This is a genomic window from Nonomuraea sp. NPDC050478, from assembly GCF_044458265.1.
GTDB classification, from domain to species: Bacteria; Actinomycetota; Actinomycetes; order Streptosporangiales; family Streptosporangiaceae; genus Nonomuraea; species Nonomuraea ferruginea.
The window spans coordinates 487,793-514,560 of record NZ_JBITHT010000007.1; the positions used below are offsets into that span (position 1 = coordinate 487,793).

Annotated in this window: 21 protein-coding genes and 1 pseudogene; 9 read left to right on the forward strand and 13 right to left on the reverse strand. The window is 72.4% G+C overall.

Translation table 11 applies throughout. From position 1 onward, the window contains the following. Positions 1 to 148 precede the first annotated feature (148 nt). Complete coding sequence (locus ACIBF7_RS35110; RefSeq protein WP_397199061.1) at positions 149 to 2,206, forward strand: ATP-binding protein; 2,058 nt, start codon at positions 149 to 151, stop codon at positions 2,204 to 2,206. Here the strand turns inward: ACIBF7_RS35110 and ACIBF7_RS35115 are convergent. Next, entirely contained in the window at positions 2,112 to 3,251 is a 1,140-nt protein-coding gene (locus ACIBF7_RS35115; protein ID WP_397199062.1) for an acyltransferase family protein, read from the reverse strand. The genes ACIBF7_RS35110 and ACIBF7_RS35115 overlap by 95 nt on opposite strands. A 154-nt stretch (positions 3,252 to 3,405) precedes the next feature. Between ACIBF7_RS35115 and ACIBF7_RS35120 the strand changes: the two genes are divergently transcribed. Then, positions 3,406 to 4,122: a lytic polysaccharide monooxygenase gene (locus ACIBF7_RS35120; protein ID WP_397199063.1), complete on the forward strand. Its 717-nt coding sequence runs from the start codon at positions 3,406 to 3,408 to the stop codon at positions 4,120 to 4,122. A gap of 10 nt (positions 4,123 to 4,132) precedes the next feature. On the opposite strand, the gene ACIBF7_RS35125 is transcribed toward ACIBF7_RS35120, so the two are convergent. From ACIBF7_RS35125 to ACIBF7_RS35145, 5 genes are read right to left on the reverse strand one after another with little or no spacing between them, the layout of a single operon-like run. Next, positions 4,133 to 5,122: a glycoside hydrolase family 43 protein gene (locus ACIBF7_RS35125; RefSeq protein ID WP_397199064.1), complete on the reverse strand. Its 990-nt coding sequence runs from the start codon at positions 5,120 to 5,122 to the stop codon at positions 4,133 to 4,135. Next, positions 5,119 to 6,612 carry an alpha-N-arabinofuranosidase gene (locus tag ACIBF7_RS35130; protein WP_397199065.1) on the reverse strand — a complete coding sequence of 498 codons (1,494 nt, stop codon included), beginning with the start codon at positions 6,610 to 6,612 and terminating at the stop codon, positions 5,119 to 5,121. Before ACIBF7_RS35130 ends, ACIBF7_RS35125 begins: the two co-directional genes overlap by 4 nt. A 28-nt stretch (positions 6,613 to 6,640) precedes the next feature. Next, complete coding sequence (locus ACIBF7_RS35135) at positions 6,641 to 7,468, reverse strand: carbohydrate ABC transporter permease (protein WP_219547753.1); 828 nt, start codon at positions 7,466 to 7,468, stop codon at positions 6,641 to 6,643. Beyond that, a complete protein-coding gene (locus ACIBF7_RS35140) occupies positions 7,465 to 8,346 on the reverse strand; it encodes a carbohydrate ABC transporter permease (RefSeq protein ID WP_219547751.1) in 882 nt (293 codons plus the stop codon). The genes ACIBF7_RS35135 and ACIBF7_RS35140 overlap by 4 nt, the downstream gene beginning before the upstream one ends. A gap of 49 nt (positions 8,347 to 8,395) precedes the next feature. Beyond that, the gene (locus tag ACIBF7_RS35145) at positions 8,396 to 9,745 is read right to left on the reverse strand and encodes an ABC transporter substrate-binding protein (protein ID WP_364230583.1); all 1,350 of its coding nucleotides are present in this window, start codon (positions 9,743 to 9,745) and stop codon (positions 8,396 to 8,398) included. A gap of 117 nt (positions 9,746 to 9,862) precedes the next feature. Here ACIBF7_RS35145 and ACIBF7_RS35150 point away from each other — a divergent pair. After that, positions 9,863 to 10,858: pseudogene (locus tag ACIBF7_RS35150) on the forward strand (LacI family DNA-binding transcriptional regulator); the annotation flags it as partial. A 20-nt stretch (positions 10,859 to 10,878) separates the two neighbouring features. On the opposite strand, the gene ACIBF7_RS35155 reads toward ACIBF7_RS35150, so the two are convergent. Both ACIBF7_RS35155 and xylB read right to left on the reverse strand, forming a co-directional pair. Further along, positions 10,879 to 12,507 carry an ROK family protein gene (locus ACIBF7_RS35155; RefSeq protein WP_271280500.1) on the reverse strand — a complete coding sequence of 543 codons (1,629 nt, stop codon included), beginning with the start codon at positions 12,505 to 12,507 and terminating at the stop codon, positions 10,879 to 10,881. A 579-nt stretch (positions 12,508 to 13,086) separates the two neighbouring features. Further along, positions 13,087 to 14,499 carry a xylulokinase gene (xylB, locus tag ACIBF7_RS35160; protein ID WP_345482950.1) on the reverse strand — a complete coding sequence of 471 codons (1,413 nt, stop codon included), beginning with the start codon at positions 14,497 to 14,499 and terminating at the stop codon, positions 13,087 to 13,089. A gap of 77 nt (positions 14,500 to 14,576) precedes the next feature. Between xylB and xylA the strand changes: the two genes are divergently transcribed. The 3 genes from xylA (at position 14,577) to ACIBF7_RS35175 (ending at position 17,500) form a co-directional block, all read left to right on the forward strand. Next, positions 14,577 to 15,752 (forward strand): xylose isomerase, encoded by a 1,176-nt coding sequence (gene xylA, locus ACIBF7_RS35165; RefSeq protein ID WP_345482948.1) that lies wholly within the window; start codon positions 14,577 to 14,579, stop codon positions 15,750 to 15,752. Positions 15,753 to 16,001: 249 nt separating this feature from the next. Continuing rightward, the gene (locus tag ACIBF7_RS35170; protein ID WP_148031332.1) at positions 16,002 to 16,313 is read left to right on the forward strand and encodes an STAS domain-containing protein; all 312 of its coding nucleotides are present in this window, start codon (positions 16,002 to 16,004) and stop codon (positions 16,311 to 16,313) included. 230 nt (positions 16,314 to 16,543) lie between these two features. Beyond that, positions 16,544 to 17,500, forward strand: a complete 957-nt coding sequence (locus ACIBF7_RS35175) for a CAP domain-containing protein (protein ID WP_271275635.1) — start codon at positions 16,544 to 16,546, stop codon at positions 17,498 to 17,500. A 116-nt stretch (positions 17,501 to 17,616) separates the two neighbouring features. Here the strand turns inward: ACIBF7_RS35175 and ACIBF7_RS35180 are convergent, their stop codons facing one another. Beyond that, complete coding sequence (locus ACIBF7_RS35180; protein WP_271275634.1) at positions 17,617 to 18,780, reverse strand: histidinol-phosphate transaminase; 1,164 nt, start codon at positions 18,778 to 18,780, stop codon at positions 17,617 to 17,619. A gap of 135 nt (positions 18,781 to 18,915) precedes the next feature. Between ACIBF7_RS35180 and ACIBF7_RS35185 the strand changes: the two genes are divergently transcribed. Next, complete coding sequence (locus ACIBF7_RS35185) at positions 18,916 to 19,668, forward strand: carbon-nitrogen hydrolase family protein (RefSeq protein ID WP_397199066.1); 753 nt, start codon at positions 18,916 to 18,918, stop codon at positions 19,666 to 19,668. 48 nt (positions 19,669 to 19,716) lie between these two features. Here ACIBF7_RS35185 and ACIBF7_RS35190 read toward each other — a convergent pair whose 3' ends face one another. The 3 genes from ACIBF7_RS35190 to ACIBF7_RS35200 all read right to left on the reverse strand — a co-directional run bounded on the left by ACIBF7_RS35190 (position 19,717) and on the right by ACIBF7_RS35200 (position 23,031). Next, positions 19,717 to 20,193, reverse strand: a complete 477-nt coding sequence (locus tag ACIBF7_RS35190; RefSeq protein WP_364230567.1) for a hypothetical protein — start codon at positions 20,191 to 20,193, stop codon at positions 19,717 to 19,719. Between the two features lie 126 nt (positions 20,194 to 20,319). Further along, positions 20,320 to 21,126 (reverse strand): hypothetical protein, encoded by an 807-nt coding sequence (locus ACIBF7_RS35195; protein ID WP_397199067.1) that lies wholly within the window; start codon positions 21,124 to 21,126, stop codon positions 20,320 to 20,322. A gap of 69 nt (positions 21,127 to 21,195) precedes the next feature. Next, positions 21,196 to 23,031, reverse strand: coding sequence for an AMP-dependent synthetase/ligase (locus ACIBF7_RS35200; protein ID WP_397199068.1), 1,836 nt, complete (start codon positions 23,029 to 23,031; stop codon positions 21,196 to 21,198). A 135-nt stretch (positions 23,032 to 23,166) separates the two neighbouring features. Here ACIBF7_RS35200 and ACIBF7_RS35205 point away from each other — a divergent pair, with 135 nt between their 5' ends. Next, on the forward strand, positions 23,167 to 24,660 hold the full coding sequence (locus ACIBF7_RS35205) for a peptide MFS transporter (RefSeq protein WP_397199069.1): 1,494 nt from the start codon (positions 23,167 to 23,169) through the stop codon (positions 24,658 to 24,660). 10 nt (positions 24,661 to 24,670) lie between these two features. Then, positions 24,671 to 25,279, forward strand: a complete 609-nt coding sequence (locus ACIBF7_RS35210; RefSeq protein ID WP_148031324.1) for a trimeric intracellular cation channel family protein — start codon at positions 24,671 to 24,673, stop codon at positions 25,277 to 25,279. Between the two features lie 4 nt (positions 25,280 to 25,283). On the opposite strand, the gene ACIBF7_RS35215 is transcribed toward ACIBF7_RS35210, so the two are convergent. Then, complete coding sequence (locus tag ACIBF7_RS35215) at positions 25,284 to 26,714, reverse strand: PLP-dependent aminotransferase family protein (protein WP_148031323.1); 1,431 nt, start codon at positions 26,712 to 26,714, stop codon at positions 25,284 to 25,286. Between the last annotated feature and the right edge of the window lie 54 nt (positions 26,715 to 26,768).

Below are 26,768 nucleotides of genomic sequence, written 5' to 3' on the forward strand. Positions count from 1 at the left end.
GGTACCAGAACTGCAACGTCTCTAAGACTAGCACGGCCCCGCGCGTGCTCGGCCAACATGACTCGCGAGCAAATTCTGTTGAATTTTTCACGTTTGACGATCTGTATTAGCCGGACCTTGTCAAGATCACACAGCTATCGTGGCCCGCATGTTATCGGGTCCTGAGGCGGATTTCTCGTCACTGGGGCAGCGCCTGGAGGCCGCCCGTGACCGTGCGTTCGTGGGGCGGGAGGAGGAGCAGGCCCTCTTCCGATCCGCGCTCGGCACGGACCGCTCGTTCATGGTCCTGTTCGTGCACGGCTCGGGCGGCATCGGCAAGTCGGCGCTGTTGCGCCGGTTCGGCGCCGAGGCGGCCGCGGCGGGCCGTCCGGTGGTGACGGTGGACGGGCACACCGTCGACCCGTCGCCCGGCGGCTTCGAGGCCGAGGCCGGGCAGGTGCTCACCGTGGAGCGCGGGGTGCTCCTGGTCGACACGTTCGAGCGGTGCCAGGGCCTGGAGGGCTGGCTGCGCGAGAGGTTCCTGCCGCGGGTGCCGGCGGGAGCCCTCGTCGTGGTCGCCGGGCGCAACCCGCCCGACCTGCGCTGGCAGGCCGACCCCGGCTGGGCCGAGGTGCTGCGGGTGATCCGGCTGCGCACGCTCGCGCCGCAGGAGGCGATGGCGCTGATCGACGCCCGCGGGGTGGCGGCGGACCTGCGCGAGCCCCTGCTGGCCTTCGCGGGAGGCCACCCGCTGGCGCTGTGCCTGGGCGCGGCCGTCGCCGCCAAGGACGAGCGGGCCTCGGCCCGCTGGACCCTGGACAAGGACATCCCGGAGGAGCTCGCCGAGACGCTGCTCGACCAGCTCGTCGGCGAGGTGCCCTCGGCGGCCCACCGCCACGCCCTGGAGGTGTGCGCCCACGCCCACGCCACCACCGAGGAGCTGCTGCGCGCGGTGCTGCCCGACCATCCGAAACCGCTGTTCGACTGGCTGCGGCGGCTGCCGTTCATCGAGTCAGGCCGGCACGGCCTGTTCCCGCACGACGTGGTGCGCGACGCGCTGGAGGCGGACCTGCGCTGGCGCGACCCCGAGGGGTACGCGGACATGCACCACCGCATCCACGCCCACCTGGCCGCGCAGGTGCGGGCCGCCGCAGGGCAGGACACGCTGACGGCCATGGGCTCGCTGTTCTTCCTGCACCGCCACGACGGGGTGACCTCGAAGTTCCAGAACTGGCGCGGCGACGGCGAGGTGCACGAGGAGGCCTTCAACCCCGAGGACCGCGACGAGGTCCTGCGGATGGCCGCCGAGGCCGAGGGCGAGGCGTCGGCCTCGGACGCCGCTTACTGGATCGACCGGCAGCCGGAGGGGTTCTGGGTGCACCGGCGCACCGAGACCGGCGAGCCGGTCGCGCTCATGTCGTGGGTGCGGGTGAGCGGCCCGGCCGAGCCGGACGCCGACTGCCCGCTCATCGCGGCGGCGTGGCGGCACGTGGAGGAGACCGCGCCGCCGCGGCCCGGCGAGCACATCGCGCTGGCCCGCGCCTGGGTGCTGCCCCCCTTCCACGGCAGGTCGCCGGTCATGGACCTGGTGCAGTGGCGCGCGGTGGGCGAGTGCCTGCGCTCCGACCGGCTGGCCTGGACGTTCCTGGTCATGCGGGACCCGGACTCGTGGCGGCGCTACCTGGGCCACTACGACATGCACGACCTGGGCGCCCGCATCCCGCTGGGACGCGAGACGTTCGGCCTGTTCGCGCACGACTGGCGCACCATCACGCCGGAGGCCTGGCTGGAGCGGATGAGCACGCGCGGGCTGGGCCTGCGCAGGCCCGCGTCCCCGCAGGGCAAGGAGCTCGCGGTGCTGGCGCGTACGGACTTCGACGCGGCGGTACGCGACGCGCTGCGGAACGTGTCGCGGCCGGACGCGCTGGCGGGCAACGCGCTGGCCCGGTGCCGGCTGGTCGCCGTGCACCCCGAGCGCGACCCCGCGCGGGCCGTGCGCGACCTGCTGGAACAGGCGGTCGAGCAGGTGCGGCAGGACCCGCGCGCGGACCGCTTCCACCGGGCTCTGGCCACCACGTACTTCGGCCGCGTCCCCACGCAGGAGGCCGCGGCCGAGAGGCTGGGGCTGCCGTTCAGTACCTACCGGCGGCATCTGGCGGCCGGACTGGAACGGGTGGCGGAGATCCTGTGGCACCAGGAGGTGTTCGGGGCCCGGCCAGACGCCTGACCAGCGGGGCGGCGGGCCGCTCCACCCAGCGGTGCACGGCGTGGGCGGCCAGGCACATGACCGCGACCAGCGCCGCCAGCAGCACCCACCGGTCCACGACGCCGCCGGTCCGCTCGATGACGACGAAGCCGATGTGACCGTGCAGCAGGTAGAGCGGGTAGGTGAGCGCTCCCGCCGTCACCAGCCAGGGCCGGGCGAGCGGCCGCAGCGCGCGCACCGCGACCAGCGTCATGACCAGGAACGCCGCCGCGATCACGATCGCGATCACCCACGGGTCGTACTCGGCCCCGTACCGCCGCCCGACGGCGTCGGCGTACCCGATGCCGCGGTACACCGCGTTGGCCAGGCAGAGCGGCACGAGGAGCAGCGTCTGCCAGGTGACCCCGAACCGGTACACCATGAACAGCGCCATGCCGGCGATGAAGTAGTGCGCGAACTCCGACTGCACGACCAGGTCGGCGACCCCCGGCAGCACCCCGGCCTGGACCAGGGCGGTCATGGCCAGCCACCCCCACAGCATGGCCATGACCCGGCCCCTGGTCATCCCCACCCAGGCGAACGCCAGGATGAGGAAGTAGAACCGCATCTCGGCCCAGAGCGTCCAGTAGACGACGTCCACGTTCGGCACGTCGGCCACCGACTGGAACATGGTCAGGTTGGCCAGCACCTGGACCGGCGAGACCTCGAACATGCCCTGGCCGAGCGTCACCGTCACCAGCGCGGTCACGGCCACGCCCAGCCAGTAGGCCGGGTAGAGCCGGGCCAGCCGGGAGGCGGCGAACGCGCGCGGGCTCTTGCCCCAGGCGCTCATCAGCACCACGAAGCCGCTGATGAGGAAGAAGAGGTCCACGCCCAGGTAGCCGTACTGGGTCAGACCGGAGATCTCCGGATACGTGATCGTCGTCGTGCCGCCCACCGGCCCGGAGAACGTGTAGTGGAAGAGCACCACGCACAGCGCCGCCGCCAGCCGTAACCCGTCGAGTTCGTACAGCCGGTCCGCCTTGCGGTGCCGGCTCTCGTACGCCTTGTCCTGCCCCCTGTTCACCCGGCGAGCATGCGCCGGGGCATTGTTCACTCAACAGGTCGTTCTACGCTCATTAACTGCTCAATGTCCCCTTTACGCCATGGGCCTGAACTGCCCGGGGCCCGGCGGCGTACCTCTGAGCGCAGGGTGTCGCCGGAGGAGGAGGTCGGCCGAGGTGCGTCAGCGGATCGCCGGAGTGGCCGTCGCGGTGCTGGGATTGTGGGCGACCGGCTCCCACGGGGCGCTGGAGGAGCCCGTCAGCCGGGCGGCGGCCTGCGGGGCGGAGGGGGCGCCGCGGGAGCCGGCGTGCGCCGCCGCGGCGGCGGCGAGCGGCGGCGGCCTGCCGGACGCGTGGGACGACCTGCGGGTGGCGGACGTCGGCGGGCGGGATCGCGAGGTGATCCCCGACGGCAGGCTGTGCAGCGGCGGGCTCGACGCCTACCGGGGCCTGGACCTGCCGCGCGCCGACTGGCCCGCCACCACGCTCGTGCGGGGCGGCGACTTCACCTTCAGGTACCGGGGCACGATCCCGCACCGGGGCAGTTTCCACCTGTACGTGACGGCTGACGGTTACGACCCCGCCCGGCCGCTCGGCTGGGACGACCTGGAGCCGCGCCCGTTCGTGGAGGCGACCGACCCGCCGATGCGGGACGGCTCATACGTCATGGAGGGCCGCCTGCCCGCGGGCAAGACGGGGCGTCACCTGATCTACACGGTGTGGCGCAACACCGACACTCCGGACACGTACTACTCGTGCTCGGACGTGGTGTTCACGATCGCCGCGAAGCCGCCGGACGGGGCCGCCGGCCTGCCCTGGCTGGCGGGCGGCGGCCTGCTCGCGCTGGCGGGCGGGCTGGCGCTGCTGGCCCGCCGCCAGGACAGGAGACGCTAGGCCGGCCCTCCTACGCGGGGTGGGGCTGGGGGGTCGCGGTGGGGCCGCGCACGATCGGCTTGCCGTCTTCCCAGTCGACCCGGTCCAGCCAGAGCCGCCGCCCCGGCTCCACGCTGCCGATCGCGTCCGGCGGCCAGGCGTGGTAGAGCAGCCAGGTCTGCCCGGCCGGCGTGGTCACCAGGTAGCTGTGGCCGGGGCCTTCCGCCCCCTCGCCGCTGGACAGGATCGGGTTCTCGGGGGCGTCGTGGCAGGGGCCGAGCGGGGTGTCGCAGGTGGCGTACCCGACCGCGTACGCGGCGGCGTCGAAGGCGTTGGCCGAGTAGAACAGGTAGTAGCGGCCCTCGTGGCGGACGAGCTGGGGCGCCTCGACGACCTTGCCGTGCCAGGCTGCGGTGTTCGCCAGCAGCCGCACCCGCTCCCCTTCGAGGCCGAGCCCGTCGGGGGTGAGGCGCTGCCCGTACAGCCAGGTGGTCTCCCCGATCGCGTTGCCGTCGTTCTTCCAGTAGAGGTAGAGCGCGCCGTCGGCGTCGCGGAACGGGCTGGCGTCGATGGAGCCGCCCTCGCCGGCCTGGCAGACGAGCGGGGTGCCGGAGTCGTCCCTGAACGGCCCCTCGGGGCGGGCGGCGGTGGCGACGCCGACGCACTGGCGGCCGGTCCCGGCGGCGCGGGCCGTGTAGTAGAGGGCGAACCGGTCGCCGGTCACCTGGATCGCCTCCGGCGCCCAGGTGTGGCCCGGCTCGGCCCACGAGCCGAGCTCGGGCAGCACGTCGCCGCGGGGCGTCCAGGTCACCAGGTCGGGCGAGGTGAGCAGGGGCACGTTCGCGCCGCCCCCGTTGGTCCCGTACGCGTACCACGTCGCGCCCACCCGGAGGGCGCCCGGGTCGGGGAAGTTCGCGTCGTGGACCGGGTTGGTGAAGGTCATGCTCTCTCCCGTGGGGGTTGCCGTCGAACAGGCGGCCAGCAGGCACAGGAGCGCGCCCGCCAGGACGCGGGGGTTCATGCCCGGCGCCCCAGTCTGACCATTGTCCAGGAGGCCGGGGGAAGCACCGCGGTGAGCGTCCCGCCGTCGGCCTTCACGCCGTCGAGCGGCCGGGGCCGCACCTCCTCGGCGGGGCCGCCCACCCGGTGCGGGTCGTCCTCGGCGAGGGTGCACGCCTCGACGACGCGGTCCGCGTGCACGTCCCGCAGGTCGGCGGTCATCTCCAGCGGCCGGTCCGGCGACCGGTTGACGGCGAACAGCGTCACCCCGTCCTCGTCGAGCGTGGCCACCGCGGACAGCTGCGGCACCTCGCCGTGCCGCCCGGTGTCGAGCGCCGGCGACACCGGCTCGACGCGCAGCACCTCGCCGCGCGCGTGCCGGGCGGTCAGCGCGAACGGGTGAAAGATGCTCTGCCGCCAGGCGGGGCCGCCGGGTTCGGTGCGGATGGGCGCGATGATGTTGGCGAGCTGCGCCTGGCAGGCGACCGCCACCCGGTCGGCGTGCCGCAGCAGCGTGATGAGGAGGTCGCCGACGACGACGGCGTCGGCGGCGGTGTAGGTGTCCTCGATGAGGCGCGGCGCCTCCTCGAACGGCTCCCGCTCGCGGCCGTGGTAGTCGGCCTGGTTCCACACGTTCCACTCGTCGAAGGACAGGTCGATCCGCTTGCGGGTGCGCTGCTTGGCGGCGACGTGGTCGGCGGTGGCGACCACCGAGGAGATGAACCGGTCCATGTCGGCCGCGCTGGCCAGGAAGCCTGGCAGGTCGCCGTCCTCCTCGTAGTACGCGTGCAGCGACAGGTAGTCGACGGCGTCGTAGGCGTGCTCCAGCACGGTCGCCTCCCAGCCGCCGAACGTCGGCATCCGGCTGTTGGAGCTGCCGCAGAGCACCAGGCGCACGTCCGGGTCGACGAGCCGCATGGCCCGCGCCGTCTCGTTGGCGAGCCGGCCGTACTCGTCCGCGGTCTTGTGGCCGACCTGCCACGGCCCGTCCATCTCGTTGCCCAGGCACCACAGCCGGATCCCGTACGGGTCGGGCCTGCCGTGCTCGGCCCGCAGGTCGGACAGCCGGGTGCCGCCGGGGTGGTTGGCGTACTCCAGCAGGTCGCACGCCTCCTGGATGCCGCGGGTGCCGAGGTTGACCGCCATCATCGGCTCCACCCCGGCGGCCCGCGTCCAGGTCATGAACTCGTCGAGGCCGAACCGGTTGGTCTCGATCTGCCGCCAGGCCAGGTCCAGCCGGGTGGGCCGGTCGGCGACCGGGCCGACGCCGTCCTCCCAGCGGTAGCCGGAGACGAAGTTGCCGCCGGGGTACCGTACGACGCTCACCCCCAGCTCGCGGGTCAGCTCCAGCACGTCGGCGCGGAAGCCGTGCTCGTCGGCGGTCGGATGGCCGGGTTCGAAGATCCCGGTGTAGACGCAGCGGCCCATGTGCTCGACGAACGAGCCGAACAGGCGCCTGCCGACCGGGGCGATGGTGAAGTCGCGGTCCAGGGTCAGCCGTGCGGTCTCCACGTAAACAGCTCCTTGAAATGCGGACGGGTCAGCCCTTGAGGCCCGACCGGGACACGCCCTCGATGACGTAGCGCTGGGCGATGACGAACAGGACGAGGACGGGGACGCTGGCGAGCACCGCGCCCGCCATGATCACCGGATAGTCGATGGTGTAGGCGCCCTGCAGGATGGACAGCCCCGGCGGCAGCGTGAACTGGTCCGGGCTGAACAGCACGTAGATGGGCCAGATGAACTCGTTCCAGTTGCTCAGGAAGGTGAGCACCGCCAGCGTGGCCAGCGCGGGCCGGGCCAGCGGCAGCACGATGCGCAGGAAGATCTGCAGGTGGTTGGCGCCCTCCAGGGTGGCGGCCTCCTCCAGCTCGGGCGGCAGCGACAGGAAGAACTGGCGCAGGAAGAACACCCCGAACGCGCTGGCAGCGCCGGGCACGATGAGCGCCCACGGGCTGTCGAGCCAGCCGAGCTGGTCCACGACGAGGAAGTTCGGGATGAGCAGCGTGAAGCTCGGCACCAGCAGCGTGCCCACGATGATCCCGAACAGCAGGCCGCGGCCGCGGAACTCCAGCCGGGCCAGGGCGTAGGCGGCGGTGGAGGCGACCACCAGCACGAGCACGGTCTGCCCGGTGGCGGCGACCATGCTGTTGAGGAACCAGCGCAGCACCGGCGTCTCGCTGGTGCCCTCGGCGAGCGTCCGGTAGGCGCCGGTGCTCCACTCCTCGGGCACGAACGTGGGCGGGATCCGGGTCGCCTCGACGTTGGTCTTGAGCGAGGTGAGCAGCATCCACAGCAGCGGCACGATCACGATCGCGGCGAAGCCGACGAGCATGACGTACCAGGCGGACGCCTTCAGCGTCTTCATGACCTGCTCCTGAAGATCCGGAAGTTGATCACGCTGACCACGATGAGGGCGAGGGTGAGCACGTAGCTCATGGCGGCGGCGCTGCCCATCCGGTAGTCGACGAGACCCTCCTGGGCGATGTACATGATCGCGGTGCGGGTCTCGATCCCGGGCGCGCCCTGGGTGACCAGCAGCGCCTGGCCGAACATGTTGGCCGAGGCCAGGATCGTCACGGTGGTGACGAACACCGCCACCGGCCGCAGCCCTGGCAGGGTGACGTGCACGAACCGCTGCCAGGCGCCCGCCCCGTCCACGGACGCGGCGTCGTACAGCTCGCGCGGGATGTCCTGCAGCCCGGCCAGGTAGATGACGGCGTTGAAGCCGAGCGTCCACCACACCGTGATGCCGATCAGCGACACCCACGCCCACGGCAGGTCGGTCGTCCACGGGATGTCCAGGCCGAACAGGTGGTTGACGAAGCCCAGGTTAGGGTCGAGCAGGATGCGCCACATGACGCCGATGACCGCGACGCCGAGCACGAACGGCAGGAAGAACACCGCGCGGAAGAACGTGCGGCCGGGGAAGCGCCGGTTCAGGATCATCGCCACCCCGAGCGGCAGCACCACCAGCGGCGGCACGCTGCCGAGGGTGAAGACGCCGGTGGCCTTCATCGAGGTCCAGAAGTTGTCGTGCACCGGCGAGTCCGGGTCGAACAACGCCGCGTAGTTGTCCAGCCCGACGAACGGCTTGCCGGGCAGCAGGTAGTCCCACTCGTGCAGGCTGATGTAGAGGCCGTACACCGCCGGCACGGCCACGAACAGGCAGAACAGCAGCAGGTACGGGCTCAGGAAGAACAGCGGCGTGAGCCGCCCGCGCCTGCGCACGGGGGGCGCCGTCATGCCTCCCCCGACCGGTGCGGGCCGCCGGATGCGTACGTCCACCACGGGATCAGCCGCCGTACTTCTTGCGGTTCTGCTCCAGGAGCTTGTCGGCCTTGGTCACGGCGTCCGACAGGGCGGCCGCCGGCTCCTTCTTGAGCAGGATCGCGCTGTTGACGGCGGTGTCGATGAGCGGGCTGACGTCGGCGACGCCCGCGACCGGCGGCGGGAAGAACAGGTGGTCGATCTGGGAGCCGATGGTCGCCTGCTCCTTCAGCGCCTGGAACTCGGCGCTCTCCCTGATCGCCTTGCGGGCGGGGACCTGGCCGCCCTTGGCCCACTCCAGGGAGTGGCGGCTGATCCAGTTGATGAACACCTTGGCCGCGGTGAGCTTGTCGTCGTCCTGGCTGCGCTGCTTGAACACCACGAACTGGTGCGAGCCCGCCCACGCCGCCGGCTGGGAGCCGATCTGCGGCAGCGGCGCGACGCCCCACTCCAGGCCCTCGACCTCGTTGAGGGTGTTGATGGTCCAGATGCCGTTCCAGTTGAAGGCGGCCTTGCCGTTCTTCAGCGCGATGACGTCGGCGTCCTGGCCCACGTTCTTCGGGCTGTAGCCCTTCTTGACCAGGTCGACGAGCCAGGTCAGGGCCTGCACGCCGGCGTCCCCGCCGAACATGGCCTTGGAGGCGTCGTCGTTGAACAGCGTGCCGCCGTGCTGGTAGAGCAGGCTGGTGAACTGGAACGTGCCGGTGAACGGGAACGGGGTCGCCCAGTGGCCCTGCACGCCGGCCTTCTTCAGCTCCTCCAGCGCGGCCAGGTAGTCGGCGGCGTTCTGCGGCGGCTTTTCCGGGTCGAGGCCGGCCTCCCGCATGACGGTCTTGTTGTAGAACATGCCGAGCGGGTGCACGTCCAGCGGGATCGCGTACCGGCCGCCCTTGTAGGTGCCTGCCTGCCAGACCGGCGGGGAGAAGTCGGCCTCGGCGAGCTGGAGCGAGGCGGCCAGGTCGTCCAGCGGCAGCACGATCTGGCGGGCGGCGTTGGTCGCCACGCTGTCGACGTGCATGATGCCCAGGTCTGGCCCCTGTCCCGCGGTGACCGCGGCGGGCACCTTCGCGTAGTAGTCCGCCCACTGGTAGACGTTCATCGTCACCTTGATGTTGGGGTGCTCGCCGTTGAACTGGTCCACGAGCTTCTTCATGTACGGGCCGTCGCCGCCGGTGAAGCCGTTCCAGAAGGACAGGGTCACGTTCGGGCCCGTGTAGGCGGTCGGGGCGGCGGAGGCGGGGCCGGATCGGCGGGCCGCGGGGCCGGCGGGACCGCCGCCTCCGCCGCAGGCCGCGAGGAGCAGGGCGGTGCCGGCGCCGGCGCCGAGGCCGAGCAGGCCGCGGCGGGTGAGGGTGTGGGTAGACGTCTCGGTCATCACGATCACTTCCCCAACGGTGGTGAGATGACCGCATTTCTACATCGATGAATCCAACGTTGTAAACAGGAGGAGACTGAAGTGTTACATCGTTGGAAACCCGGCTATAGTGCCTCTGTGCAGCCACGACTGAAGGACGTCGCCGAGCTCGCCGGAGTGTCGATCAAGACGGTCTCCAACGTCGTCAACGGCTATCCGTTCGTCAAGCCGGAGACCCGGGAGCGGGTGGAGCGGGCCATCGCCGAGCTGAACTACCGGCCCAACCTGACCGCGCGCAACCTGCGGCAGGGCCGGTCGGGGGTGATCGCGCTGGCGGTGCCCGACCTGGACATCCCCTACTTCGCCGAGCTGGCCACCAACGTGATCACCGCCGCGGACCGGCACGGCTGGACCGTGCTCATCGACCAGACGCAGGGCGACCGGGCCAAGGAGCGCCTGGTCGTGTCGGGCATCCGGGCCCACCTCATCGACGGCCTGCTGTTCAGCCCGCTCGCGCTCACCGCCGCCGACCTCGCCCAGCGCGCCGACCACACGCCGATGGTGCTGCTCGGCGAGCGGATCGGCCGGCGGCGCACCGCGTACGACCATGTCTGCATCGACAACGTGGCCGCGGCGGAAGAGGCCACCTCGCACCTGACCGGGCTGGGCAGGCGCCGCATCGCGGCGATAGGCGCACGCCAGGCCGCGTCCGGGGCGACGGCGCGGCTGCGGCTGCGCGGCTACCGGCAGGCGCTGGCCGCCGCCGGGCTCGCGGAGGACCCCGCGCTGGTCGTGCCCGTCGACGCCTTCCACCGCGCGGACGGGGCCCGGGCGATGGCCGATCTGCTGGACTCCGGGGCCGAGCCGGACGCGGTCTTCTGCTTCAACGACACGCTCGCCCTGGGCGCGCTGCGCACGCTGCTGTCGCGCGGGGTGCGGGTGCCGGACGACATCGCGCTGTTCGGCTTCGACGACATCGAGGACGGGCGGTTCTCCACCCCGTCGCTGTCGACCATCGCGCCCGACCGCGCGGGCATCGCCCAGACGGCCGTCGACCTGCTCGCCGGCCTCCTGGCCGGCCCGGCCCCCGACCGGCGCCCCCAGGAGGTGTGCGCCTCCCACACGCTGATCGCCCGGGAGAGCACCCTCGGGGTTCAGGCCCAGAGCGCGGCCGGGTCCTCCAGCACCGAGCGCACCGTGGCCAGCGCCGCTCCCAGCAGCGGCCCCCGCCTCCCCAGCTCCGACACGGTCAGCGCCTCCGGGTCCCACTCCCGTACGGTCACCCGCGCGGCCAGCTCCCGCCGTATCGGCGGCACCAGCCACTCCCCCAGCTCCGCATAGGCCCCGCCGAGCACCACGGCGGCCGGGTCGAGCAGATTCACCGCCCCGGCCAGCGCCGTCCCCAGCGCCCTCCCGGCCTCCTCCAGCGCCGCCACCACCCGCGCGTCCCCCTCCCGCGCCCGCGCAGCCAGCAACCCGATCCCATCGGGACCGGGCATCCGTCCCCCCGATCCGCGAGACCCCGCCCCGGGCGCATCGCGATCCATCAGGAGGCCCGCCACGAGTGTCCCGGGATCAGAGGAAACCGCCGGAAGCCCCGCCTCGTGCGCATCGGGAACCGTCGCACGGCCCTCTGCCGAGACGCCCCTGCGCCCGTACGGAGGAGCCGCCGGGAGCCCTGCCCCCGGGCCTCTGGAACCGGAGGAAGGAGCCGCCTCGCGGTGCCCAGCCTCACCGGCAGCCACGCCGTAAGGCTGAGCCGCCTGCCGCCCGGGGGCGCCTGAATCGTAGAGAGAATCCGCCGGAGTGCCCCCGCTCCCGGAAGACGTCGCCGGAGGGTCCCCGGAACCGGAAGGAGCCGCTTGCTGCCTCGCCGGCGCGGCACCCAGGTCAGGTGAAAGGGCCGTCATCCGAGGTTCTACCCCAGGGGTGGTGGGGGCGGAGGGGGAAGGGAGGCCGGCGGTGCGGAGGACGGCGGCTTTGGCGGCGTACTGCTCCAGGCAGCCGCGGGCGCCGCAGGAGCAGGGCGGGCCGTCGGGGTGGACAGGCATGTGGCCCAGTTCGCCAGCAAGGCCGCGTGCGCCGGTGAAGAGGCGGCCGCCCACCACCAGGGCGGCGCCGATGCCGCTCTCCGCCGAGACGTGGATGAAGTCGGACGCCACCGGGTGCGCCCAGAGCTCGGCGAGCGCCCCCAGGTTGGCCTCGTTCTCGACCCGCGGCGGCAGCGCGCCCGGCCACAGGTCCGCCACGGGGACGTCGTGCCAGCCCAGGTTGGGGGCGCTCCCGACGGTGCCGGAGGCGTCGGCGACCAGACCGGGCACGGCCATCACCGCCGCCACCGGCCGCAACCCCAGCCCGGCCACGTCTGCCGTCGCGTCGTCGGCGAGCGCGGACAGCCGGGCGAGCACCTCGGCGGGCGGCAGAGCGGCGTTCGGGCTGTCCACCACCGTCCAGGCGCGTACCTGGCCGCGCAGGTCGGTCACGCACACGCCCAGGTGCTCGACGCCGACCTCCAGCCCGAGCCCGGCGGGACCCCGGTCGCTGACCATGAGCGCGCTGCCCGGCCGCCCGACCCGCCCGTTGGCGGCCGGTCCCAGCTCGGTCAGCAGCCCGGCGGCGAACAGCTCGTCGACCAGGCTCGACACGGCCGCCCTGGTCAGCCCGGTGTGCCCGGCGACGGCCGCCCTGGACACCGGGCCGCGCCCGGCGACGGTGCCCATGACCAGGGCCAGGTTGTGCTGCCGCATGCTCCGCTGCGACGCGGGCCGCGTCCCGCCTCTCACCCCGGACCTCCCCCGAACAACGACCTCACCTGACCGACCACCCCCAACGGCGCAAACCGTACCGAAGCAACAACCAGACATCCGGGCGCACCCACCAAAAACCCAGACCAACGGTCACCCGCGCGTCACCCTCCATCACACAGACCGAAGAACCAGATCGGGGAGCGTACTCGTGCGGGCGGAAAACCGGAGTGGGGAGCGCCCCACACAGCCCACGCCGGATGGCCAAGACCGGCGGGCATCCCCAGCACTGCCCCCATCGCACGGACCGAAGAACCGAAGCAGGCGGCGTACCCGGTCCTGACCGAAGGACCAGAGCAGGGAACGCACGCGGCCCGGAGCAGGGAGCGTACGCGCCGTGGCCGGGGACAGCGTGCGAGGGCTCCCGGCGTGGTCAGCAGGTCTCCGCGCCGGTACAGGAGGGAAGACGGACCAGGGAGGGTGCGGGGGTCGGGTACGAGGGGCGGGGGGTGGAGGGTTGGGCGGGCAGGGGGGCCGGTGGCGTGGGGCCGGGGGAAGGGACGCATGGCGGTTCTCTCGGATCAGAGCCGGTGGGGACGCATGGCGGTTCTTCCGACATCAGAGCCGGGTGAAGAGCTGGCCGGCGCGGGGCAGGGTGCCGGCGATGCGTTCCACCGCCGCGACGTCCCGGGGCACCGGCTCCAGGAGCTCGCCGCGGGCCGTGCCCCAGCGGCGCGCGACCGCGTCCGGGGCCTCGCCCGTGAGGAGGGCCGCGGCCTGGGCGGCGGCGCCGAGGGCGACGAGCTCGGCCGCCGCCGGCACCAGCACCGGCCGCCCGGACAGGCGCAGGATCGTCTGCCGCCAGGCGGCGCCCCTGGCGCCGCCGCCGATGAGCAGCAGCGGCGTGGCCGGGTCGGGCCGCTCGCCGCCGGCGCGCAGCACGTCGTCGAGCGCCGCCAGCAGGGCCGCGGCGGCGCCGTCGTAGGCGGCCTGCAGCACCTGCCCGGCGGTGGTGTCGTGACGCAGCCCGTACACGAGCCCGGCGGCGTGCGGCAGGTTGGGGGTCCGCTCGCCGTCGAGGAACGGCAGCACGACGGCGTCGCCGCCCGGCTCGACCGCCTCCCGGTCCCGGCCGAGCAGTGCGGCGATCTTGTCGATCGCCTGGGTGCAGTTGAGCGTGCAGGCCAGCGGCAGCCAGTTGTCCAGCGCGTCGGCGAACCCGGCGACGATGCCGGTCGGGTCCTCGGGATGCTGCCGGGTGACGGCGTAGACGGTGCCGGAGGTGCCGAGGCTGAGCACGGGGGTGCCGGGTTCGAGGCCGAGGCCGAGCGCGGCGGCCATGTTGTCGCCGGTGCCCGAGGCGACGAGGGTGCCCTCGGGCAGCGGCCCGCCCGCCCGTACGGTGCCCGCCCGTCCCGAGACGACCCGGGGCAGCAGCGCCGGGTCGAGCCCGATGTCGCGCAGCAGGTCCGTGTCGTACCCCTGGGGTGTCCACCAGCCGGTGCCGGAGGCGTCGCCGCGGTCGGTGACGCCCTCGCCGGTCAGTCGCTCGGTCAGGTAGTCGTGCGGCAGCCGGACGGCCGCGGCCCGCGCGGCGTGGTGCGGCTCGTTCTCGCGCAGCCACAGCCACTTGGAGATGGTGAACGCCGCCGTCGGCACGCTGCCGGTGCGCCGGGCGAGCGACTCGGGGCCGTACTTGTCGCCCAGCGCGGCCGCCTGCCCGGCGGAGCGGACGTCGTTCCAGAGCAGGGCGGGACGGACGGGCGCGCCGGACTCGTCGAGGGTGACCAGGCCGTGCTGCTGACCGCCGACGGAGACCGCGCCGGCCCGGCCCGCCCAGCCGGTCTGCTCGACGGCCGCGCACAGCGCCCGCCACCACTGCTCCGGGTCGCTCTCGCGGCCCGCGCCCGAGGTCACGCTGTGCGGGGCGCGGCCCTCTCCCACGATCGCGCCGGTGTCCACGTCCACGGCGACGGCCTTCGCCGACTGGGTGGAGCTGTCGATGCCGATGACGACGCGCTGTGCCGACATGGTGCCTCCCGGTTGTGGGCTTCCCTACCGCGCTCCCGCATATTAATTTGTTTTTTGCCCTTACGAATAGGAGTCCGATGACTGACAGCCTCACTCCCCGCCCGGAGCACAAGTTCTCGTTCGGCCTGTGGACCGTCGGATGGCAGGGCCGCGACCCGTTCGGCGACGCCACCCGCGCCCCGCTGGACCCCGTGGAGAGCGTCAACCGCCTCGCCGAGCTGGGCGCGTACGGCGTGACCTTCCACGACGACGACCTCATCCCGTTCGGTTCGACCGACGCCGAGCGCGAGGGCCACGTCAAGCGCTTCCGCCAGGCGCTGGACGCGGCCGGCCTCGTGGTGCCGATGGCGACCACGAACCTGTTCACGCACCCGGTCTTCAAGGACGGCGCGTTCACCGCGAACGACCGCGACGTGCGCCGCTACGCGCTGCGCAAGACCATCCGCAACATCGACCTCGCCGTCGAGCTGGGCGCCAAGGTGTACGTGGCGTGGGGCGGGCGCGAGGGCGCCGAGTCCGGCGCGGCCAAGGACGTGCGGGTGGCCCTGGACCGGCTCAAGGAGGCCTTCGACCTGCTCGGCGAGTACGTGCTCGGCCAGGGGTACGATCTGCGCTTCGCGGTCGAGCCCAAGCCGAACGAGCCGCGCGGCGACATCCTGCTGCCCACCGTCGGCCACGCGCTGGCGTTCATCGAGGAGCTCGCCCATCCCGAGCTGGTCGGCGTCAACCCCGAGACCGGCCACGAGCAGATGGCCGGGCTCAACTTCACCCACGGCATCGCCCAGGCGCTGTGGCACGGCAAGCTCTTCCACATCGACCTGAACGGCCAGACCGGCGTCAAGTACGACCAGGACCTGCGGTTCGGCGCCGGCAACCTGCGCGACGCGTTCTGGGTGGTGGACCTGCTGGAGACCGGCGGATACACCGGCCCGCGGCACTTCGACTTCAAGCCGCCGCGCACCGAGGACATCGACGGCGTCTGGGCCTCGGCGGCCGGGAACATGCGGACGTACCTGCTGCTGAAGGAGCGCGCGGCGGCGTTCCGCGCGGACCCGGAGGTGCAGGAGGCGCTGCGGGCGGCCCGGCTGGACGACCTGGCCCGCCCGACGCTGGCGGACGGGGAGTCGCTGGCGGACCTGCTGGCCGACCGCACCGCCTTCGAGGAGTTCGACGCGGACGCGGCGGGCGGCCGCGGCATGGCGTTCGAGCGCCTGGACCAGCTGGCGATGGACCACCTGCTCGGCGCCCGCTGACCGGCCGCCCGGCCGTCCCCGCACACGCCGCCGCCCCCGCCCGCACCTCGCCGGGCGGGGGCGGCGGCGTCCCTCCGCACGATCGACCGGCAGCCCGCCGTAGCGGTGCGGAGGTCCCGATGATAGACAGCGGTGGGGGAAGCCCGGCGCGGACGCCGCGCCGGGCCGGTTCGACCGGACGCGGCCGAGTATGGCAGCGTACGGGCAAGCAGGCGAGGCTCGCCCAGGCTCCGAGGAGGCGAACGCGACATGGACGTGGTTTCGGTGGGCGAGGTCACGGACGGGACGCTGACCGTGGTGCTGCGCGGCGACATCGACTTCACGAACGCCGCGCGGGTGCGGGAGACGATCTCCTCCGCGGTGTCGGCGCGGCGGCCCCGCGCGGTGCGGGTCGAGATGGGCGAGGTGACGTTCCTCGACTCCTCCGGCGTCGGCGTGCTGGTCGACGCCATGAAGTCGGCGTGGGAGGTCGAGGCCGGGTTCAGGGTGGTCAACCCGACCCCCCGGGTCTTCGACCAGCTCAGGATCGCCGGGCTCCTGGACGCCTTCGGGCTCGGCTGACCGGCCTCCGCGCGGGCCGGTGGCCGCGCGTTCGACGGCGGCAGTGGTGAACCGAGTCCCACCTGTCCGCGTATCCCCATGAGAAGGGGGCCTCTCGCAGGCGTCCCAGACGCCTGAGAGGCCCCTTTGGTTTACACAAATATCCGGTTTTTGGTGACAAAGGCGAGACGGACTCGGCAGAATGCGGAATCCATCCAGCCTCTCTACCGCAAACTGGAAGGAATCCCCCCATGCGTAGACCCTTAGGGGTACTCGCTTGCCTCGTGGGCGCGGCCGCGCTCTCGGCACCCGTCGCCACGGCGAACGCCGCGACGGTGCCCCAGTCGGCCTGCCGCGTCTCCGTGACCAAGCCGCGTCTCGCCGACGACGGCAAGATCCGGGCGACCGCCGCCCTGCGCGGCTGCTACACCTACGGCACGGTACGCGTGCGCATCCTGCGAGCGGTGCCGGGCAAGGACCGGATCCTCAAGAGCGGCGCCGACCGGGGCCGCAGCCCTCGCGTCACCGTCGCGATGGCGTGCGCGCCGGGCACGTACTACGCCGTCGCCACCGACTACCGCGGCCACGCGGGCAAGTCCCGGGCGGTCCGCGTGAAGGAGTGCGACCTGGCCGCCACGCCGGTCCCCACCGCGACGAGGACTCCCCAGCCCGCTCCGACGGCCACCCGCACCGCCACGCAGGCGCCGAGGCCGACGCCCACCCAGACCCGCACGGCGACGCAGACGCCCAGGCCGACCCCCACCCGCACCGCCACCCAGGCTCCCCAGCCCACCACGACCTCGTCGCCCGGCACCGTGGGCACGGCCGAGGAGAACGAGGTCGTCCGCCTCACCAACGCCGAGCGCGCCAAGGGCGGCTGCCAGGCGCTCAAGCACGACGCGCAGCTCAACAAGGCCGCCGCCGGGCACTCCTCGGACATGGCCAGGAACGGCTACTTCAGCCACACCTCGCAGGACGGCCGCTCGTTCATGGACCGCATCCGGCAGGCCGGCTTCACCGGCGGCCGCGGCTGGGCCGAGAACATCGCCATGGGCCAGCGCACGCCGGCCGACGTGGTCAAGGCCTGGATGAACAGCTCGGGTCACCGGGCCAACATCATGAACTGCTCGTACAACCTGATCGGCGTCGGCGCCGTGAAGAACTCCTCGGGCCAGATCTACTGGACCCAGAACTTCGCCGCCCGCTGACAGCCTGCTGAGCTTCTCCTCACGCGGCGTGTGGAGGAGACCGCGGCGCCTCGCGACTCCCACCGCGGGGCGCCGCGGCATGTCAGCCGCCGCGCCCCCCAGACCTACCAGGCCTGTCAGGCCGACAGCGAGTTCGGGTGACGGTGGTGCACCCCGATCACCGGCACCTCGTGCAGGCTCCCCGAGTAGAGGAACTGGGTCATGCCGACCAGCAGCCGCCGCACGTCCTCCTGAGGGCGCACCACCAGGCGCAGGAACCGGCTGGTGGTGCCCAGCTTGTTGCCGCACTCGCGGACGTACACGCCGTGCTCGGCGAGCAGGTGGTCGCGCAGCGGCACCCCGTCGAAGCCGGACGGCAGCTTCACCAGCAGGAAGTTGCCCTGCGACGGGAACACCGTCAGCTCCGGCATGCACGACAGCTGGTGGTACATGGCGCGCCGGTCCTGGGCGAGCCGCCGCAGGCTCTCCTGGTACTCGCCCATGCACTGCTTCATCATGAACACGACCACCTCGGCGAACGAGTTCAGGTTCCACTTGGGCAGCGCGTCCGCGATCTTCCCGGCCAGCGCCGGGTTGGCGACCAGGTAGCCGAAGCGGATGCCGTGCAGCCCGAAGTTCTTGCCGAGGCTGCGCAGCACGATCACGTTCGGCCGCACCGCCGCCTCCGCCGCCACCCCGGGGTAGGGCTCGGCGTCCACGAAGTCGCCGAACGACTCGTCCACGATCACCAGGTCGAGGTCGATGAGCTGGTCGAGCAGGTGCAGCACCTCGTGCTTGGGCAGGTAGCCGCCGTCGGGGTTGTTCGGGTTGCAGATGACCGCGACGCGGGAGCCGCGGGTACGGATGAACGACACGTAGTCGTTGACGTTGAGCGCGAAGCCCCGGCTCTCCAGCAGCGGATACATGTCGACCCGCTTGCCGGTCTCCATCGGCTGGTCGGTCCAGCGGCCGAAGGTGGGGATGGGGATCGCCAGGCTCTCCCGCACCAGCAGGTGGTCGATCCAGGTGATCAGCTCGGTGGAGCCGTTGCCCATGGCCACGGTCTTGGGGTGGAGTCCCATCGTGGCCGCCAGTTCGGCGGTGATGGTGTCGGCGCCGCTCGGGTAGAACTTCAGGATCGTCTCCAGGTTCCTCCCCAGGTGCTCGAAGATCTCCGGCGTGGGGAAGTACGGGTTGCACGGGATGCAGAAGTCCACCGGCGGGCGCTGGCCGTCGGAGCCGCGCAGCAACGAGAAGTACGAAGGGCTGTGCGCCTGGGCACGCAAAAGGCTGAGCTCCACGACACCTCCATGGCACCTGAACAGAACGTGAGAAGGTACGCGCCAGGGCAGACCCGGGTTCAGCGGGGGGACGGCCCGAGGCCGCCTCGGGGCCGCCTGGCATGATGCGAGGAAAACCCCCGAAGGAGCGGATTCGTGCGGATCCTCCTCGTCCAGCCCTCCCGCTGGTCCCCCGACGGCCACGCGAACCTCACCGCCGTCGAGACGCTGCTGACCGGCGCCCCGCCCGCCGACCTGGTGGTGCTCCCCGAGCTGGCCGGCTCCGAGCTGCCGCGGCGGGAGTACCTGGAGCGGCTGCGCGGCCTGGCGGCACGGGCCCGCGCCGCCGTCGTGGGCGGCTCCCACTACGCGCCCGCCGGCGCCGGCAAGGTCAACCAGGGTCTGGCGGTCTCCGCGTCCGGCGAGGTGCTGGCCGGGTACGGCAAGTCCCACCCGTACGGGGTCGAGCGGGACGACGGGGTCGTGCCCGCGCCGATCGGGGACGGCTTCGAGGTGGCCGGCCGCCGGGTGCGGGTGCTGCTCTGCGCCGACCTGTGGTACTCGGGGAGCCTGGCGGGCCCGCCGGCCGACGTGGTGGTGGTGCCCGCGTTCTCGGTGACGCAGTGGCCCACGCCCGGCCCGGCGCGCAGCCTGTGGGAGCACATGAGCGTGGCGCGGGCGTACGAGTTCATGACGTACGTGGCGGTCAGCGACTGGCATCACGAGGCCGGGTACCACGGGCAGCCCTGCGCCGGGGTGACCGGCCTGGCGAACCCGTCGCCGGCTGACGGCGCGGGGTTCTTCACCGCCCAGCCGTCGGCCGCCGTCGCCGCGTACGAGCTGGACTTCGAGCGGCTGGGCAGGTTCCGCCGCAACCGGGCCGACCGGAGCTTCGCCTTTACAAAGTAGATCGCCCGGTCGCCCCGCGAGGGGGGACCGGGCGACATCGTGCGTTTCTCAGTGGCGGTGACGGTGGCCGAGGACCTTCACCCAGTCGGCGCCCTCGGAGGGCGCCAGGTGGCGGGAGCCTTCGAAGACCCCGCGCCAGGTGCCGGACGTGCGGGCCCTGACCTTGGTGTGGAAGGAGCCGTCACGGTAGGTCTTGACCGTGTCGACGTGCTCCCACCTGCCGCTGCCGGCCGGCTTGAAGAGGATGACGATCCGCTTCCAGCCGAGGTGGTGCCAGGTGCCCGTCTCGTCGCAGTGGTCGGCGTGGTGGACCGACACGAAGCCGTCGATGTAGTCCTCGTCGCACTTCACCGAGAGCTTGCCCTTGACCGACAGCGGCTGACCGCGCCACGCGGGCTCGGGGTTGACGTCGATCTGCAGGCGCGTGCGGCCCCCGTCGTCGGCCATCGCCGGGGTGGCCGTGCCGGCGAGCACCGCGGCGCCCATGGCGGCCGCCGCCACTCCGGCGGCGAGTCGTCGCATCATGAAAGTGACTTCCTTCCCCGTAGGAGGACGCGCCCCACGACAGGGCGCGTCAACGCCAATGACGCGTAAGGGTAAGGAAAAGTTGCGGTAAAGCCGATCACGATTCCGCAACGCCGCCGGCTGTCCCTACAACTGGTGGATCTTCGAGTCGTCCTCGGCCTGCTGACCGTTCCCGGGGTAGCGGACCCGCCACTCGCCGTCCTCCCGGCCGGGCACGGTGCGCGAGAAGGCGCCCTGGCCGTCGGTGACGGCCTCGGCCGCGCGTTCCCAGCCGTCCGACGCGTCCCGCCGCCACAGGATCTCGACCCGCTGCTCGCGGAACGGCAGGAATCCGGCGTAGCCGCGCGGATCCAGCCTCTTCAGGCGGCCGCTCACCCGCACGCCCGCACCGTCGCGCTCCGCCTTCACGGCCGCCAGCCTGGTCTCCCGCCTGAGCTGGAACGAGGCGTACTCGGTCCGCTCCGCTCCCCCTTCGCCCCTGGCGGTCACGGTCACGGTCCAGGTGCCGGCCGGATAGAAGCGGTTGAGCCGCTTGTCGGGCAGGAACCGCCAGGTCTGCCAGCCGTCGGTGACCAGGCGGGAGGCCATCGTGGCCGCGATGGACCCGCTCGACTTGGGCTCGCCGGGGCCTTCCTGGGGGAACCGGCCTTCCTCGCGCTCGTCCGCGGCGGGCGGCCGGACCGGCCGGCGGCTGTCGAGCACCGGCCCCGGCGGAGCGCCCGGCTCGACCTCGACGACGACCCCGTGCCGCCCGCTCACTCCCCTGGCGACCACGTCGATCACCAGACGGACGGAGTCCTCGGCTCCGACGACGGGCGCGGCGGGCCGTACGTCGATCTCCCTGATGACGGGCTCGTCCTCGGCGGCGGACGCCGGAGCGGGCACGCTCAGCGCCGCCGCCGCGAACGAGGCGAGAAGTAGGCATCTGATCATGCGCAAGACGGTAGGAACCGCTCGGCCATGACCGGGGCCACGACACACGCCCCTGATGGCAAAACCGGCTCAGCCGGTGTAGAGGCTCTCGATCAGATCGCCGTACTTGCTGTGCACCACCCGCCGCTTGAGCTTGAGGCTGGGCGTCAGTTCCTCGCTCTCGGGCGTCCACTCGGTGCCCAGCAGCGCCCACTTCTTGATCTGCTGCACCCGGGCCAGCTTCGCGTTGGCCGTCTCCACCGCGCCGCCCACCTCCTTGAGCACGTCCGGGTGCTCGGCCAGGTCGGCGAGCGTGGTGTAGGAGATGCCGCGCGACTGCGCCCAGCTGGGGGCGATCTCGCCGTCGAGGGTGAGGATGGCCACCGGGTAGGGGCGGCGGTCGCCGTACGCGAGCGCCTGGCCGATCAGCGGGTGCTCCTTGAGGTGGTTCTCGATCTCGGCGGGCGAGATGTTCTCCCCGCCGGCCGTGATGATGAGCTCCTTCTTGCGGTCGACCACCCGGTAGAAGCCGTCCTCGTCGACGGTGCCGATGTCGCCGGTGTGCACCCAGCCGTCGGCGTCGATGAGCTCGGCCGTGGCCTCCGGCCGGTTGAGGTAGCCGCTGGTGTTGAGCGGGCTCCGGGTGAGGATCTCGCCGTCCTCGGCGATGCGGACCTCGGCGCCCGGCTCGGCCCTGCCCACGGTGCCCAGGCGGTAGCAGTCGGGGGCGTTGCCGGTGAACGCCCCGGTCGTCTCGGTCATCCCGTACACGTCGATGACCTTCAGCCCGAGCCCGGCGTAGAAGCGCTGCACCTCGCCGGGGAGCGGCGCGGCGCCGGTGGCGGTCCACTCCGCGCGGTCGAACCCGATCATGCCGCGGATGATCGACAGCAGCGAGCTGTCGGCCTTCTCGTACGCGGCCTCGATCTCCGGCGTCATGGTGTGGCCGTACTGTCCGGCCTCCACCCAGGCGACGCCGGCGGCCATGGCCTGGCGCACGGCGGCCTGCTGCTCCTCCGGCTGGGTGGACATGACCGCGAGCAGCCGGGCCATCATCTTCTCCCACACGCGCGGCACGCCGAAGAACAGCACGGGCCTGACCTGCCCGAGCGTCGCGCCGAGGTTGGCCAGGTCGGTGCAGAAGTAGACGTGGGAGACCTTGACCAGCGGCAGGTACAGGCTCAGCACCCGCTCGGCGATGTGCGCGTACGTCAGATAGGAGATCTGGGTGCCTTCCAGCGGCAGGTTCGCCATCCGGTCGGTGCAGGCCACCTCGTAGAAGACGTTCGCGTGGCTGAGCGGGACGCCCTTCGGCTGGCCGGTGGTGCCCGAGGTGTAGAGGACGGTGACGGGGTCGCCGGCGGTGACGGCCCGCCAGCGGGCCTCGACCGCGGCGGGGTCCTCCGCCAGCCGGGCGCGGCCCAGGTCGAGGAAGTCCTGCCAGGACATGAAGCGGTCGCCCTCCGGCGCCCCCTCCAGCATGATGATCTTGCGGAGGTCCGGCAGCCGGTCGAGCGACGGCTCCCAGCGGGCCAGCTCGGCGGGCCCGCCGATCACCGCGATCTTGGCGGCCACGTCGCCCGCCACGAAGGCGACCTGGTCCGGCGCGAACGTGCCGTAGATGGTGCAGCCGACGCCTCCGGCGTGCACCGCGCCGAGGTCGGCGAGCACGTGCTCGCTCCGGTTGACCATCATGAGCGCGACCGCGTCGCCGGGCTCCAGCCCGAGGGCCGCGAAGCCGGCCGCGATCTCCAGGACCCGCTCCCTGGCCTGGCCGTAGGTGAGGGTGGACCAGCCGTCGCCGTCCGGATCGGAGTAGGCGGGGGCGTCGGGGTATTGTTCGGCGGTCTTTCTCAACTGCTCGCACAGGGTGAGCCCGGCGATGGAACGTTCGATCTCCGCCCGCACCTCGAGGACGTCGGCCATGACACCCGCCTTCAGTCAGTAATCACTTGCGCAGCTGGGATGCATCGCACCATACGGCGCGAGTAGCGGCAAGTATCTGGAGAAGCCGTCACGTACAGTGATTATTCACGTGCTTCCTGTGACCGGAGGGCCCGGATGAGCAACGACGGCAAGACGTTCTTCGGTCACCCGTGGGCGCTTGCGACTCTGTTCGGCACGGAGATGTGGGAGCGGTTCAGCTGGTACGGGCTGCGCGCCATCCTGGCGACGTTCATGGTCGCCTCCCCCGCCCATCAGGGGCTGGGCCTGTCGCAGGAGACCGCGCAGGCCGTGGTGGGCATCTACGGCGCGCTGATCTACCTGGTGGCGCTGCCCGGCGGGTGGATCGCGGACCGGATCCTGGGCGCGCGCCGGTCGGTGTTCTGGGGCGGGTTCGTCATCATGTGCGGCCACATCAGCATGGCCGTCCCGGTCTCCTCGCCCGCCTATGTCTGGCTCGGCCTGCTGCTGATCGTCCTCGGCACCGGGCTGCTCAAGCCCAACATCTCCGTCATGGTGGGCAAGCTGTACCCGGAGGACGACGACGCGCGCAGGGACGCCGGGTTCTCGCTGTTCTACCTGGGCATCAACCTGGGCGCGTTCTTCGCGCCGATCGTGGTCGGCTCGCTGGCGGCCGGCGACCGGTGGCATCTGGGCTTCGGCGCGGCGGCCGTCGGCATGGCGTTCGGCCTGCTGCAGTACACGATCGGCGGCCGGGTCAGCCTGCGCGGGGTCGGCGACCGGCCGGAGGTCCCGCTGCACCCGCACGAGCTGCGGCGGGTCGGGCTGACGGCGGCGGGGGTGGCGGTGGCGGTCGCGATCGCGCTGGGCGCCTGGGCGGCGACGGGCACGTTCACGCTCGGCCGGTTCACCGCGGTGATGACGGCGGTGATCATCGCCGTGCCGATCGCCTACTTCGGCTACATCATGCTGGGCGCGCACGACCTGAGCGAGGACGAGCGGTCCAGGATGAAGGCCTACATCTGGCTGTTCGCCGCCGCCTCGATCTTCTGGATGATCTACGACCTGGCGCCCAGCAAGCTGCTGTTCTTCGCCGAGAACAACACCGACCTGTCGCTGTTCGGCATTCCGATCCACGCGGCCACCACCCAGTCGTTCAACCCGCTCTTCATCATGATCTTCGTGCCGGTGTTCGCGGCGCTGTGGGTGAAGCTCGGCGACCGGGTGAGCACGGCGCAGAAGTTCGGCTTCGCGCTGGTCATGGTCGGGCTGAGCTTCGTCGTCATGGCGATGGCGGCGAACCTGGCGGAGAGCGGCCGGGTGTCGGTGTGGTGGCTGGTGCTGGTCTACCTGGTGCAGGTGTTCGGCGAGTTGGCGCTCAGCCCGGTGGGGCTGTCGGTGACGACCAAGCTGGCTCCGCGGGCGTTCAAGGGCCAGATGCTGGGGGTCTGGTTCATCGCGGTGTCGGTGGGCGACGCGGTCGGCGGGCAGACCGGGCGGCTCGGCGACGTGATGTCCGAACCGGCCTACTACCTGCTGCTGGCCGCGATGGCGATCGTCGCGGGGCTGGGGCTGTTCGCGTTCAACCGCAAGCTGCGCGCCATGATGGCCGAGCACCACGCGCCACCCGCGATGCCGCCGGTCCGGTAGACAGTCCAGCGTGGCAGAACTCTTCGATCTCGTCGGCATCTTCGTCTTCGCGCTCACCGGCGCGCTGATGGGGGTGCGCAAGCGTCTGGACGTGGTGGGCATGGCGGTGCTGGCGGAGATCACCGCGCTCGGCGGCGGCATCATGCGCGACCTGGTGCTGAACGTCTCCCCGGTGGCCTTCCAGAGTCTCGGCTACGTGCTGGTGCCGCTGGCGGCGGCGACCGTGGTGTTCTTCTGGCATCCGCACGTGACCCGGGTGATGCCGCTCATCCTGGTGCTGGACGCGGCCGGGCTCGGCCTGTTCTGCGCCGTCGGCACCGCCAAGGCGATGGAGTACGGGCTCAGCCCGCTGCACGCCACCCTGCTCGGCGTCACCACCGGCGTGGGCGGCGGCATGCTGCGTGACGTGCTCGCGGGCGAGATCCCCACGCTGCTGTACGACAGGCAGCTGTACGCGGTCCCCGCGCTCATCGGCTCGGCGGCGATGGCCGGGATGTCGTGGGCCGGGCTGAACGGCTGGCCGGTGGCGCTGGGGGCGGCGGTGCTGACCTTCGGGCTGCGCATCGCCGCGATGCGGTACAACTGGCGCGCCCCCCTGGCCCGCGGCGTCGGCGAATGACCGCTCAGACCATGGGGCTGAGCGCGTCCGGCCTGCGCACCGCCCCCGTCAGGCCGAGGCGCCTGGCCGTGTGCAGCCGGGTGACCGCCTCCCTCAGCACCTGGGGCGGCTGGGTGAAGGGCAGCCGCAGGTAGCCGTCCAGCGTCCCCTCCAGGCCGAACCAGGGGCCGGGCGCGATCCGTACGCCATGACAGGCGGCGGCCTCGGCGAGGGAGACGGCCGAGCCGGAGTCGAGCCGGATCCAGAGCGTGCCGCCGCCCGGCGGCACCGCGAACTCCCAGCCCGGCAGCCGTGCGCGCAGCTCGGTCACGAGCGCGTCGCGTGAGGCGCGCAGCGTGCGGCGGCGCTCGGCCCTGGTCTGCGCCAGGCGCTCGAACAGCGCGGCCACGACGAGCTGCTCCAGCACCGGGCTGGCGATGTCGACCGACGCCCGGTGCTGCGCCATCCGGCGGGCGAGCGCGGCCGTGGTGCGGATCCAGCCGATGCGCAGCCCGCCCCACCACAGCTTGGACGCCGAGCCGATGCTGATCACCGTGCCACCGGTGTCGAACGCGGCCATCGGCGCGGTGCGCGGCACCTCGTCCAGGGCCAGCTCCGACCAGGTCTCGTCGACGAGCAGGAAGGTGCCGGCCCGCCTGGCGGCGCCCACGACGGCGGACCTGGTGGCGTCGTCCATGAGCGCGCCGGTCGGGTTCTGGAAGTCGGGCATGAGGTAGGCGAGCCGGGCGGCGGCCTGCCGCATCGCGCCGGAGACCAGGTCCTCCGGCCAGCCGCCCGAGGAGACGCCGACGGACGTGACCCGGGCGCCGAGCCGGCGGGCGGCGTCGATGGCGTGCGGGTAGGTGGGCGACTCCACGATGATCGCGTCGCCGGCGCCGGCCAGCACGCCGAGCACCACCATGATGGCGTGCTGCGAGCCGGTGGTGACGAGGATCTGCTCCGGGCGGGTGGCCAGGCCGCGCTCGGTGTAGCGGGCGGCGATCCGCTCGCGCAGCACGGGCAGCCCGAGCGGGTGGTAGCCGTTGCCCATGCCGTACCTGGGCACCTCCTCGACGGCCTGCGCCATGGCCGCGCGCAGCGCGGACGGCGCGGGCGGGGCGGCGGCGTGCAGCTGGATGAGGCCCTCGCCGTCGACGGCGAGCCACGGGTTGTCGGCGGTGACGGCCGGGTCGGGCAGCGCGGTCCAGCTTCCCGAGCCCTGCCTGCTCTCCAGGAAGCCGCGCTCGCGCAGCAGGTCGTAGGCGGCGGTCACGGTGGTGCGGCTGACGCCGAGCGTCCTGGCCAGGTCGCGTTCGGCGGGCATGCGTACCCGGACCGGGATCTGCCCGCCCATGACGGCGGCGCGCATCGCGTCGGCGAGCGCCCGGTAGTAGGGCCGCGCGTGCGGGCCGGCGTCGACGAGCCGGGCCACCTGACCTGCCGAAAGAAACCGCATAAGGCCACTTTTCAGGATTGGCCCTGTCTTGGCAAACCGGCTGTGTGCCACGGT

What these genes read in the sequence shown, in the direction of transcription:
- ACIBF7_RS35110 (WP_397199061.1), top strand. Translation starts at nt 149, where the DNA reads ATGTTATCGGGTCCTGAGGCGGATTTCTCGTCACTGGGGCAGCGCCTG.
- ACIBF7_RS35125 (WP_397199064.1), bottom strand. Translation starts at nt 5,122, where the DNA reads ATGAACCCCCGCGTCCTGGCGGGCGCGCTCCTGTGCCTGCTGGCCGCC.
- ACIBF7_RS35135 (WP_219547753.1), bottom strand. Translation starts at nt 7,468, where the DNA reads ATGAAGACGCTGAAGGCGTCCGCCTGGTACGTCATGCTCGTCGGCTTC.
- ACIBF7_RS35140 (WP_219547751.1), bottom strand. Translation starts at nt 8,346, where the DNA reads ATGACGGCGCCCCCCGTGCGCAGGCGCGGGCGGCTCACGCCGCTGTTC.
- ACIBF7_RS35145 (WP_364230583.1), bottom strand. Translation starts at nt 9,745, where the DNA reads ATGACCGAGACGTCTACCCACACCCTCACCCGCCGCGGCCTGCTCGGC.
- xylB (WP_345482950.1), bottom strand. Translation starts at nt 14,499, where the DNA reads ATGTCGGCACAGCGCGTCGTCATCGGCATCGACAGCTCCACCCAGTCG.
- xylA (WP_345482948.1), top strand. Translation starts at nt 14,577, where the DNA reads ATGACTGACAGCCTCACTCCCCGCCCGGAGCACAAGTTCTCGTTCGGC.
- ACIBF7_RS35170 (WP_148031332.1), top strand. Translation starts at nt 16,002, where the DNA reads ATGGACGTGGTTTCGGTGGGCGAGGTCACGGACGGGACGCTGACCGTG.
- ACIBF7_RS35175 (WP_271275635.1), top strand. Translation starts at nt 16,544, where the DNA reads ATGCGTAGACCCTTAGGGGTACTCGCTTGCCTCGTGGGCGCGGCCGCG.
- ACIBF7_RS35190 (WP_364230567.1), bottom strand. Translation starts at nt 20,193, where the DNA reads ATGATGCGACGACTCGCCGCCGGAGTGGCGGCGGCCGCCATGGGCGCC.
- ACIBF7_RS35195 (WP_397199067.1), bottom strand. Translation starts at nt 21,126, where the DNA reads ATGATCAGATGCCTACTTCTCGCCTCGTTCGCGGCGGCGGCGCTGAGC.
- ACIBF7_RS35200 (WP_397199068.1), bottom strand. Translation starts at nt 23,031, where the DNA reads ATGGCCGACGTCCTCGAGGTGCGGGCGGAGATCGAACGTTCCATCGCC.
- ACIBF7_RS35205 (WP_397199069.1), top strand. Translation starts at nt 23,167, where the DNA reads ATGAGCAACGACGGCAAGACGTTCTTCGGTCACCCGTGGGCGCTTGCG.
- ACIBF7_RS35215 (WP_148031323.1), bottom strand. Translation starts at nt 26,714, where the DNA reads ATGCGGTTTCTTTCGGCAGGTCAGGTGGCCCGGCTCGTCGACGCCGGC.